Below are 10,930 nucleotides of genomic sequence, written 5' to 3' on the forward strand. Positions count from 1 at the left end.
ACTCAGCATTGGGTTGGAAAAGTCCGGTCGCATTCGAACGGAAAGTGGCCTAAACGAGCACTTGGGGCGGCACAAAAATGGGACAGGTCCAATGTCTTGTCGTTCACAATGACAGATCACCAGTTGAAGCCTGATGGCCTCGCAATCATGATGATGCACCTCATGAAGCAATACGCTGTCGCAAATGACCATGTTGATCCCGCAGTTGCGCAATCGTGGTTTGATGAGCAGCTCAGCCTTGCAAGGACTGGACGCTTCTTCTTTTCGATGACCCAATTTATCGTCGTGGTGCGCAAAAAGGGGTGATTGAGCGAAGTAAATCGGCCTAGGTTCTCTCGCGGGCTTCATGAAAGTCGCTATTCAAGAGACCCCCATTGGTGTCACAGTCGCCCCAACAGGTGCTGCGAGTCTTTTGTCCATACTTAATTGTCGTCAGAACCTGCCTGGATACAGATTCATCATGTTCTGTACGTCAAGCTCACTCGAAAACGCATCGGGATTACTCCAGATCACGTCATTAATATAGTCGCGTTCCGCGTGAAGATCGTTGGCTGTAGGCCTCGGCTTCCGGGTTTCGGGAAAGGCTCTTTCGGTCCAACTGAATAGTCCACCAAATACGGTCCAGATGCTGGGTGACATTGTATGAGAAGCCATCTCGTGGTCCTTTCCGAGTTACTTGCGCTGTCGCAACAACGGTAACTGTTCACTCGTTTTTCTGGTATCCGGCACAAAATTGTGCTGTTCTACAAAAATGAAGAGCGGGTTCCGAAATTGGTCGGATATTCGTGTGTTCCTCTCTGTCTTCAGAGAAGGGTCGACGCTTGCGGCCTCCAGAAAGCTAAAGGTCTCCCAACCGACGGTTGCACGACGCATTGATGTTCTCGAAAGAGAAACAGGCTTGACGCTTTTTGAGCGCGGTACGCACGGGTTCAAACCGACCCCAGAAGCCCTTCGCCTCGTTCCCCTCGCCGAAGCAATCGAGACTTCAGTCCTTGAATTTGCCGATTGCGTGAAAGAAATGACGTCGACACAACCCATCCGTATCACCGCTTACTCAGCAAACTTCTCTGCACGCATGATTGAAATCGTAAACGAGTTTTCGGCCGACAATCAGGATGTCGCATTCGAGTTTTTGTCCAGCGTTCGGGCGCTGGACCTGATGGCGGGCGAGGCCGACATTGCTTTGCGCCTTGCAAGAACCGATCCCGATCCTGACCTGATCTGTCGTAAGATCAGCACGGCCCGCTGGTCTTTGTTCGGCAGCAGAAATTACGCGGACAAATTTGGCTTACCGGGGTCAACTAATGATCTGGCCGGGCATCAGTTTGTTACCTTTCAGCGGGACGATGTACCAAATGTATTCCACGAATGGTTGACCAATCACGTGGAGCCGGACCAGATCGTCATGTCTTTCACTGAACTGGAGCTAATGCATGCGGCGATCAGGTCAGGGCAAGGTCTTGGGATCAGCAATGTCAAGCTGGTTGAAACAGACATGTCTTTTATCCGATGTTTCGACGAAATCCCTGAACTTGCGGTGCCGCACCTAATGCTCATTTCGCCGGAAGCCTATCGTCGGCCAGAGGTTAGAGCCTTCGTTAAGTTCTTCGCACCTCGCTATGCGGCAATCTACAAGTAGTTATTTAGGCAAAAAGGATTGAGAACACGCGAACAAGCTTTTTTGCATGTGCGCCAAGACCGCAATTGCGAATAGAAGCCTTATGCGACGAGCCCCAGGATACTCTTGGAGAAGACAATGGGAGGTCAAATTGATCGGCGCGCCCAAGTCGCTGCAAACTGCCTTAACTCCGATATGCCATCACGTGGTGCATGATCAGATTAAGAACTTCAACATCGTTCTGGTTAAATGTCTGGTATCGGAATTTGACCGTTCCCCGGTCGGGCTTCGAACGTGATGGTGTAATTGCCTCAACCGTGACGCGCACGCTGATCGTGTCACCGGAATACACAGGAGCCAGCCACCGCACCTCGTCCATACCATGTCCACCCAGATTGGTGCCGGTAAGTACACCAGTGTCGCGGAACAACCTGAAAGTAAGCGCTATTGTCTGAAATCCACTGGCTATGAGACCGCCGAAAATCGACTCTGCGGCAGCCACTTTGTTAACGTGGAAGGGCTGCGGGTCATGAACCAGTGCGAAGTCAATAATCGCTCCCTCGGTCAGCGTAACGCCTCCGGTTTCGAAGGTTTCGCCAACCGACAAATCGTCGATGTATTTTCCACTAGCCATGGCAAAAGTATAGTTTGATGCAGACTCAACCGTCAACGCGGAGCCAGGCTCGGCCGCCACTAATGCCGCATTGTCTTTCGACCATGGCAAAGATCGTAATGGAGAACTAAGTCAGTGGTCGTTGACCTATGCCGCGGCGACAAATAGGTGCGCTTCTTGCGGTACGTGCAATACGCCTTCTTTTTCATATCTAGACAAGGCGTCTGCAACCTCTTCCACGACCTTGTTGGTGACGTCAGCACCTGCATCCCTAAGATCGGTTTCGATTGGCAGCGCCATGATTTGCGCGCGAAGATCAATAAATCTTCGCTCAAGTACCAATGGCTCGTGACGAGCTATCTTGAAGCCTGCATCGACCAACAAGTTCGAAATGAGGTCCCCATCTCGAAACGAAAAAGGCGCTCTGGCTTTTACTGCGGCATCTGTTCCAACATGCCGTTCGAGAGCTTTTGCAAGCGCTCCATTGAAGGGCGACACTGCGCGCCAACATGTCAAAAATAGCTGACCGTCATTGCGTAAGATCCTATGAACTTCCTGCAAAGCGGCGGATTTGTCGGGGAAGAACTGAAGCCCCTGTTGTATGAAGGCATAGTCAAACGTAGCATTTTCGAAAGGTAACTCGGTTACATCTGTTGCATACCACTCGAGCACATGACGACAATCCGGCTGATTGGACTGCGCGACCTCAATCATGGTTTCGTTCAGATCTACGCCAACCACCCGCCCTTCGCCCGTCAGTTTCCTTGCAATCTCTCGCGTCAAAGCCCCGGTGCCGCATGCAATGTCGATGACACAAGTCCCGCTTCGAAGCTGAACCTTCTCCATGGTTGCTTCAGCCAATGGGCCGAACATCGCAGGCACACTATGGTTGTTGTACTTCTGCGCAGCTTCTTTGGTCAGCCGAAAATTGTCCGTCATCAAAAAATCCTCCTAGCAACGCGTCAAAAACGGACCACCCTCAGTGACCCAAAATCGTAGTCTCACGATGTTTCAACCGGCAGGCTCTCATCGGCGCTCCACTCAGCCCATGAACCATCATACAGGCGGGACTTTTCAAACCCCATTTGGCGCAGCGCAAGGAGCCCACAAGAAGCAGCTATGCCACGGCCGCAATAGGCGATGACCTCATCGTCAGTTTGAATTCCCTTGTCCTGATAGTGCTTGAGGAGCTTGGAATGATCCGCCAACTTGAATGACCCACGTTCCTTTAGTTTAGCTGCACGTTCGGATATGGGTGTGTGTGCCAAGTCCGGATCGATGTTCGATATCGCCGGTATGTTGACCGCACTGGGGATATGTCCCGAGCGACCTCCCCATGTGTGAACTCCGTCGCCTCGGAAGAGGTCGTTTGGTAGAAAGTCCACAATTCTGACCTCGGGCTTACCCATCGCATCCAAGACATCAGCTTTGCGGGCAATCCAATTGCTCTGCACTGTTGGTTCAAAGTCACCATGCTCAACGGTTGGATCGCCAGTTTCAGTGGGTCGACCTTCGAGTTTCCATTGCTGCAAGCCGCCGTCCAAGACCTGCACGTTTTTATGGCCATAGTGCGAAAGTGCCCACCAAAGACGCGCAGACGCCAACGGAAGCCCGGAGTCATCGTAGACCAAGACATGACTGTCGTTGGAAACACCCAACTCGCGCATCCTTTTCCCAAAATCCTCTGGCCCGAGCATCATGTCGGGAGTGTTCTGAGTGCTGTCTGCAAGCTCTGTCGACATGCCAACATACACGGCGCCAGGAATGTGCTCGGCTTGGAACTCGCTTCTATCGTCATAGGCCACGCCCTTGCCGTTTTCCTCCCTAAACTTCCAGCGAACATCAATGATGCGTAGTTTCGGGTTAGTCAGGTTATCTGCCAACCAAGCCGTATCAATGAGCGGGCGAGTTTGGGTTGTCATACCTACGTTCTCCTCTAACCGGACGCGGGTCGAGCCGTATGGAATAATCCCCAAAATTGCTTTCGGAGTCCAATTTTGGAAAATCGGGATTTGATATAGCAAATATGGTTTAAACGGCATGTTGATGATTTAATGAGACTTCTGAAAGAAACGGATGCTGAAATCATGGCGCCTCGGAACGTCGATTTCCTTTGACTCGTTTATGGGTAGGCATGCTCATATAGCTCACTGACGGACAGGTTTGGTACAGATAGTGGAAGGTTTGGATGCTTGAAGATCGGTACGGAAGCCCGCTAACGACCACATCACAAACTGCGCGAGACGCCTACGTTGAAGGCATCGACCGATTTCTGGGTGCTTTTGATGATGTTGAAGAAGCTTACCGTTCTGCAATGCAGGCAGATGATAGCTTTGCCATGCCCCATGTTGGGCTTGCGCGCTACCTTGTTACTGTCGGGCGTGCACAAGATGCAAAGCGTGAAATAGCCGTCGCAAAGGAACTGTCGCATGGCGTCAGCCCGCGCGAAGCCGCCCAGATCGACATTATCAGCGATCTCATTGAGGGGCGTGCACCGCAGGCCTACAGGCGCATCCGAGATCACGTCACAGACCATCCGCGAGATATTTTGCTTGCTCAGACATGTACCAGCGTATTTGGCTTAATAGGGTTTTCAGGTCAGGCTGGACGCGAGGCGGAGCAGCTTGCGTACACAACCCTGTTGAAGCCACACTATGGCGACGACTGGTGGTTTCTCTGCCAGCATGCATTTGCCCAGATGGAGGCCGGACAGATCGGCCCGGCCGCGGAAAACATCGAGCGCGCGCTTGAGTTGAAGCCAGACAGCGCACACAGTGCACATGTCAGGGCCCATCTCTACTATGAGAACGGGGAGACGGACGCTGGCTACGCTTATCTGCGCGAATTCTGGCAAGACTATCCCTTCACAGCGTATCTGCACTGCCATCTCAGCTGGCACGTCGCTCTGTGGGCGCTTGAGAGCGGCGATGTGGCAGGTATGTGGAAGCTGTTCGATGATTATGTTTCCCCCGACCGACCTCCTGCGCCACCACTGAACGTTTTGACTGATAGTGTGGCAATTGTTCACCGCGCCTTTTTGACTGGCGAGCAAATTCCTCAGGAGCGTTGGCAACAACTCAGCGACTATGCTGTTCAGTTCTTTCCTTCACCTGGCTTGGCTTTTGCGGATGTTCACGCTGCTCTTGCGCATGCGATGGCTGGAAACAGAGAGCGTCTGGAAACAACCATTGACGGCGCAAAGGGACCCGCAGGCCCCACCGTTGCTTCGGTCGCAGGCGCATTCCGTGCGTTGGCGGATGGAAATGCGGATGAAGCGATTGAGAAATTCGTCAGGGTCATGTCTGAGCACGAACGCCTTGGTGGTAGCCGGGCGCAACGCGACATTATTGAGTTTTCATTGGCGCATGCTCTGGCAATTTCAGGACAATCGAATGAAGCTCGACGCATTCTCAACATGCATCGACCGCATACCTCTCACGACCATGCAGTTGCCACGCTAGAAGGATAGGGTGCCCGCATTTTTGACGCCCGCAATGAGCGCAAATTACACGTTTTCAACGCCACTTAGAACGGAGGCTGTCGCACGACGTCACCAAGCCCCAAAAGTGATAGTTGGCGGAAAAGACCAATCTGACTGCTAACATCAGCTTTCTCAAAAGCCCGTCTTAGGATTGTGCGAGCGGTGTTTGTGGTCTTGTCGGTGGGCTACTGTGGAGGGATTGGACGGCGCGTCACTCACGCGGCCAACAAGCTGATCAGTCGCCAAGAAGAGTGCTTCGATCTAATGGAACTCAAATAAGACTGGTCTATGCCTTGGATCGGCTTTGATGTCGCTAGTATCGAGAAACAACCCATTGTGGTAATCTCCTACCTTTAATTTGGGGGTTATTGTGATGGAATACTATGATCTCGGTAGCTACAGCCGAAAGATCACAACCTCGTCGGACGAAGCCCAGCTTTGGTTTGATCGTGGTTTGGCTTGGACTTACGCGTACAACCACGAAGAAGCGATTGTTTGCTTTCAGAATGCCGTGGCTGCGGATCCAAATTGCGCAATGGCGCACTGGGGCATCGCGTATTGTGTTGGGCCGAACTACAACAAGCCCTGGGAAACATTCGAAGAAGACGAGAAGCCTGACTGTATCGCCTTGGCGAAAGCGTCAATCCAGGCTGCTGCGTCGTTAAAGGACCGGCTGACGCCTGTTGAACGCGCGCTAATCGATGCCATTCCAGCGCGTTATCCATCCTCATCGGATATTGAGGATTTCAGCCCGTGGAATGATGCCTTCGCTGATGCGATGCGAAAGGTTCACTCCGAATTCGATCAGGACCTGGACGTGTCTGCGATTCTGGCCGAGTCGCTCATGAACCGGACACCTTGGCAGCTTTGGGATTTGCCGACCGGAAAGCCCGCCGAAGGGGCCGATACGCTCGAGGCAATATCCGTGCTCGAAAATGCGTTCGATACACTTTACGGAGCATGGGAGCACGCAGGACTATTGCACATGTACATTCACATGATGGAAATGTCGCCCCACCCCGAACGGGCCCTGCGTCACGGCGATGTGCTCAGCACGCTGGTGCCCGAGGCCGGGCATTTGTTGCACATGCCGACCCATATCGACGTGTTGTGCGGAGACTACATGAACGTGGTACTGCGCAATCACAAAGCCATATTGGCAGATCGCAAGTTTCTGAAGCGCGAAGGCCCTGACAATTTCTATTCCGTCTATCGGTGCCACAACTATCACTTTAAAATATACGGTGCGATGTTCTTGGGGCAACCATCGGCAGCAATCGAAGCCGCCGATGAGCTGATCGACACCTTGCCGTCAGACACTCTTCGGCCGATGGCGGACTGGTTTGAAGGCTTCATACCAATGAAGCAACATGTGCTGATCAGGTTTGGTCGCTGGCAGGATATTCTCAATCAGGATCTGCCAGAGGATGAAGAGCTTTACAGCGTGACCATTGCCATGATGCGGTACGCAAGGACGGTTGCCTTGGCCAACCTACACAGGGTCGCCGAAGCCGAGAGTGAAAAAGCCATGTTCTATGATGCTCTGGCCAGAGTTCCTGAGACCCGAATGCTGTTCAACAACACATGCCAGGACATTCTGAAGGTCGCTGAGCAAATGATGCTGGGTGAGCTGGCCTATCACGCAGGAGAGTATGAGACGGCCTTTGACCATCTGCGAAAGTCAGTCGAGATCGACGACAACTTGCCATACGACGAGCCCTGGGGCTGGATGCAACCCACCCGTCATGCGCTGGGTGCTCTTCTTCTTGAACAGGGCCAGATGGAGGAAGCCGAAGCTGTTTACCGTGCAGACCTTGGCCTGGATGCAACGCTTAGTCGGGCCTGTCAGCATCCGGGTAACGTCTGGAGCCTGCATGGCCTGCACGAATGTCTCACCAGGCGCGGTGAAACGGTCGAAGCCGCCCACATCAAGCTACAACTGGACAAGGCCACTGCCCGCGCCGAGGTGCCGATCAAGGCATCGTGTTATTGCAGGCAGAAGGCTTTGGCCGCCGAGTAATCACTGATCAACAGCAATGGCCGGGCTATTTGCGAGGCCCGCTTCTGCCTTAGACCGGGACTCGTTTAACTTCGTTGATGGCAACCGTCTGGGCGACCACAAGACTGCCAAGCATCGCTTGGATGCCGTTTTGCGGTAAATCAACCGCATGGTAGCATTGCGTAAGATTTGCAGTCGGGGGGCAACATGGTCTTAACATTCGCACAAATGGAAGCTCAGGAAATATCCAAAGCAAATCCGATTTCAGCAACTGACGCGCTGGCAGTACTGATCGAAGACCCCAACGCACTTGTGGTGGACGTGAGGGATAGCGCTGAAATGGCGGCCACAGGTATCAGCCCCAGAGCAATTCCGGCTCCTGGTCGCGCCGTCGCTTGGATGGCAGACCTTGAAAGTGAATACAGATCTCAAGAGTTACAGGATCGTGGAAGGCGAATTTTCACCACCTGTGGCGGCGCTCCTAGTTACCGAGGCGCGGCAGCGGCAAATGTATTGACTGCGATGGGTTTTCAAAACGTGCAGTTCATCGATGGAGGGATGGCGGCTCTGATCGCAGCGGGCTCCTCTACAAAGCAGCCTTAAAAAAGGCGAAACCAACGGTGTTGAGCAAACAGAGCAGAGGGGTAAATAGATACGTCTCAGCTTCCAGAGTTGTGTCTCGATACGACTTGCGACTGAGATTTAAGCCAGTTGACGAACACCTTAGCCTCTGGGCGCTGAAATTCTGCTTGAGTCTGGATGTAGTAGACGCCGAAGAGAGGCTCAGAGAACAACTCAATCATCCGACCAGATGACAGATCGTCCTCGAAAAAAGCTCTGGCAGAATACGTGATACCGTCACCCCGGCGAACCGCAGTCATGATCAGGTTCCCAGGCATGTGATTTATGGTCAATGGCTCGGGAGGTACGACCCCATGATAGGTGAACCAGTCGGCCGCCTCGTTGGTGCCTAGTTCCTGCAACCAAGGCAGCTTTGTCAGAGTGGCCGGGTCACGCAGATCTTGGCCTTCCACAAGTGAAGGTGCTCCGATCACGACCATGTCGGAGACAAGAACAGTATCCTCCTCTTTTCTCGGCATGCGTCTGTCGTGATACCGAATGGCGACATCGATGCCGCCTGGTCTTATCTGAACCAGTTCCGAAGTTGGGTTTAGCATCAAAGTGATCTCTGGATGTTGTTGTTGAAACTCTGCCATTCTCGGCAATAGCCACTCCACTGCGAATGCTGGTGACATGGTCACTTGAACGGGGCGCTGCGCTGTGTGTTCTGCCAGTCGTTCGACACCCCTTCCAATAATTTCAAAGCCGATACCCAGTTCACGCGCAAGAATGATGCCTGGCTCTGTCAATTCAATGCTGCGCCCACGCCTGGAAACGAGAGCTACACCCAAATGTCTTTCCAACGATTTCACCTGTTGGCTGACAGCCGCTTGGGTTACGTTCAAGCGTTCAGCCGCCACGGTGTAACTCCCTGCTTCCGCAACTGCTGAGAAAGCGCGCAAAGCGTTCATCGGGGGAAGGTGCAACCAATCCATACTGTAGATTTTCTAACGTTTGGTTAGACTATTTGAGTCGCATGATATCGACATTCTTGACACTATTAACAGTGAAATCTGCTCAGATATTAAGAAGTATTGGAGCGGATGCTTTAGTACCGATGTCAACCTAGCCGCATGCCAGGAGATCTTAATACGATGGAAAAACTTCAAGGTGGATGTTACTGTGGTGCTGTTCGTTACCAGATCGCGACACCACCTGTCTGGTCGGGACATTGCCATTGCCGTTCATGTCAAATGGCTCTTGGTGGCGCCTTTGCAACTTGGACTAAGGTAGCCGCCGAAGACTTCGCCGTTATCAAAGGCGAAATCCAACACATTGAGAAAACTCCGGGTATTCGCCGCGGGTTTTGTCGGGACTGTGGAACGACGTTGACCTATGCCGCCCTAAATGAAGTTGAGGGCCAAGACTGGAGCGCTGACGCTTGGTTTTCTGCTGTGACGTTGGACGACCCGTCGATTGCGCAGCCCAAGGCCCACGTGTTCGTATCACATCAGCAGCCATGGATAAAACTCGACGACGGGCTGCCGACGTTTCCCGAGTTTTAATCAACTTTCCGAGCGAACTGAGGAGAAAGCGATGAACACTGTTTATTCATATGCCTGCAAGGATTGCGAGGGCATGGAGGCCTGCCCAGGCAAAGTGATCGCAGCGACCAAAGATGAAGTATGGAAACTCATGGAGCTCCACGCGGTGGTTGCCCATGGAGAAGACCCCAGCTCTTGGGATGCCGACACTCGAGAATATCTGGAAACACTGATAAAGCCCGCGTGATCAAATAAATTAAGCTTCAAGTTCCTACGGGTAATCGGCCAAAATTATCAACTTGGTTTGTTTAACCGCGAAGGGCAGCTTTCCTCCGCAGCTGGGAAATTGCTAGGCCCATTTGTGAGTATCCGGTTTGGGCTGCGGCCTACCGCCAAGGCGCCTAGAAGCGCAAGGCCATCACGAACCCAAATCGGAAACGTGTGAGATTGGTTTCCATCACAAACCATCCTGCTACAGCGAAACCCTGCTTCTATTCAGGCAAACCGGCTAGTCGCAAAGACGCACAGTCTTTCTCCAGCCTTTTTCTGTCAGAGAAAAGTTGAGTATTCGCCCAGTCCGATATGGAAAACTGAGGGCGGTATTTCATCACATTCCGTGCTTCATCGCGAGCGGCCTCAAGGTTCTCCGTCTCTACATGGACGATTACGAGGTCGAGGTGACCAAAGCCTTCAACCCTTTGACCATATTCGGTGAATGCTTTCTTGGCTTCCTCGTATTGACCGTCGAGTCGAAGGGCTAAACCCAGAACGCCTGCGTACCAACCTGGATAGTGAGGGTTCAGGGTAATGGCTTGTTGTGCGACTTGGATCGCTTCATTTGCCTGGCCATTGAAAGCTAGGGTGATTGACAGTCTGGCAGCCACGTCAGCGTGGTTTGGATTCAGCGCTAGTGCCTCGTTGAACTTCTCGATAGCCAAAACCAGCTTGCCATCGATTGCATCCGCAAAACCCGCAATAGCGTGAGCCTCTGGGTTGTAGCTGTCTATTTCCAGAGCCCGCTGAGCGCAGTCACGAGCCTCCGCTAGCGCGGCACGCCGGTCAGCAACAAATCCATGTCGTGCTTCGACAGTGCAAATGAATCCCAAAGTACAAT

Annotated in this window: 12 protein-coding genes; 7 read left to right on the forward strand and 5 right to left on the reverse strand. The window is 52.7% G+C overall.

The annotated features are described in order from the left end of the window. The first annotated feature begins 108 nt into the window (after positions 1-108). Both ACR0J8_RS23355 and ACR0J8_RS23360 read left to right on the forward strand, forming a co-directional pair. Positions 109-306, forward strand: coding sequence for a hypothetical protein (locus ACR0J8_RS23355; RefSeq protein WP_480892624.1), 198 nt, complete (start codon positions 109-111; stop codon positions 304-306). Positions 307-751: 445 nt separating this feature from the next. Beyond that, a complete protein-coding gene (locus ACR0J8_RS23360; protein ID WP_480892627.1) occupies positions 752-1,639 on the forward strand; it encodes a LysR family transcriptional regulator in 888 nt (295 codons plus the stop codon). A 163-nt stretch (positions 1,640-1,802) separates the two neighbouring features. On the opposite strand, the gene ACR0J8_RS23365 is transcribed toward ACR0J8_RS23360, so the two are convergent. The 3 genes from ACR0J8_RS23365 to ACR0J8_RS23375 all read right to left on the reverse strand — a co-directional run bounded on the left by ACR0J8_RS23365 (position 1,803) and on the right by ACR0J8_RS23375 (position 4,153). After that, positions 1,803-2,252, reverse strand: coding sequence for a MaoC family dehydratase (locus ACR0J8_RS23365; RefSeq protein WP_170352228.1), 450 nt, complete (start codon positions 2,250-2,252; stop codon positions 1,803-1,805). Positions 2,253-2,378: 126 nt separating this feature from the next. Further along, positions 2,379-3,170 carry a class I SAM-dependent methyltransferase gene (locus tag ACR0J8_RS23370; protein WP_480892630.1) on the reverse strand — a complete coding sequence of 264 codons (792 nt, stop codon included), beginning with the start codon at positions 3,168-3,170 and terminating at the stop codon, positions 2,379-2,381. 62 nt (positions 3,171-3,232) lie between these two features. Then, positions 3,233-4,153, reverse strand: coding sequence for a sulfurtransferase (locus tag ACR0J8_RS23375; protein ID WP_480892633.1), 921 nt, complete (start codon positions 4,151-4,153; stop codon positions 3,233-3,235). Positions 4,154-4,419: 266 nt separating this feature from the next. On the opposite strand from ACR0J8_RS23375, the gene ACR0J8_RS23380 reads away from it, so the two are divergent. The 3 genes from ACR0J8_RS23380 (at position 4,420) to ACR0J8_RS23390 (ending at position 8,314) form a co-directional block, all read left to right on the forward strand. Further along, positions 4,420-5,700: a tetratricopeptide repeat protein gene (locus ACR0J8_RS23380; RefSeq protein WP_170352231.1), complete on the forward strand. Its 1,281-nt coding sequence runs from the start codon at positions 4,420-4,422 to the stop codon at positions 5,698-5,700. 385 nt (positions 5,701-6,085) lie between these two features. Next, positions 6,086-7,732, forward strand: a complete 1,647-nt coding sequence (locus ACR0J8_RS23385; RefSeq protein WP_480892637.1) for a hypothetical protein — start codon at positions 6,086-6,088, stop codon at positions 7,730-7,732. 186 nt (positions 7,733-7,918) lie between these two features. Beyond that, positions 7,919-8,314 (forward strand): rhodanese-like domain-containing protein, encoded by a 396-nt coding sequence (locus tag ACR0J8_RS23390; RefSeq protein WP_170594474.1) that lies wholly within the window; start codon positions 7,919-7,921, stop codon positions 8,312-8,314. A 56-nt stretch (positions 8,315-8,370) separates the two neighbouring features. Here the strand turns inward: ACR0J8_RS23390 and ACR0J8_RS23395 are convergent, their stop codons facing one another. Next, positions 8,371-9,243, reverse strand: coding sequence for a LysR family transcriptional regulator (locus ACR0J8_RS23395; RefSeq protein ID WP_480892640.1), 873 nt, complete (start codon positions 9,241-9,243; stop codon positions 8,371-8,373). Positions 9,244-9,426: 183 nt separating this feature from the next. On the opposite strand from ACR0J8_RS23395, the gene ACR0J8_RS23400 reads away from it, so the two are divergent. Then, entirely contained in the window at positions 9,427-9,837 is a 411-nt protein-coding gene (locus ACR0J8_RS23400) for a GFA family protein (protein WP_170527591.1), read from the forward strand. Positions 9,838-9,868: 31 nt separating this feature from the next. After that, positions 9,869-10,063: a DUF1059 domain-containing protein gene (locus tag ACR0J8_RS23405; RefSeq protein ID WP_170352236.1), complete on the forward strand. Its 195-nt coding sequence runs from the start codon at positions 9,869-9,871 to the stop codon at positions 10,061-10,063. A 244-nt stretch (positions 10,064-10,307) separates the two neighbouring features. On the opposite strand, the gene ACR0J8_RS23410 is transcribed toward ACR0J8_RS23405, so the two are convergent. Beyond that, a partial coding sequence (locus ACR0J8_RS23410) for a tetratricopeptide repeat protein (protein WP_480892643.1) occupies positions 10,308-10,930 on the reverse strand: 623 nt, incomplete at its 5' end.

The sequence above is a fragment of the Ruegeria sp. N11 genome (assembly GCF_056531525.1).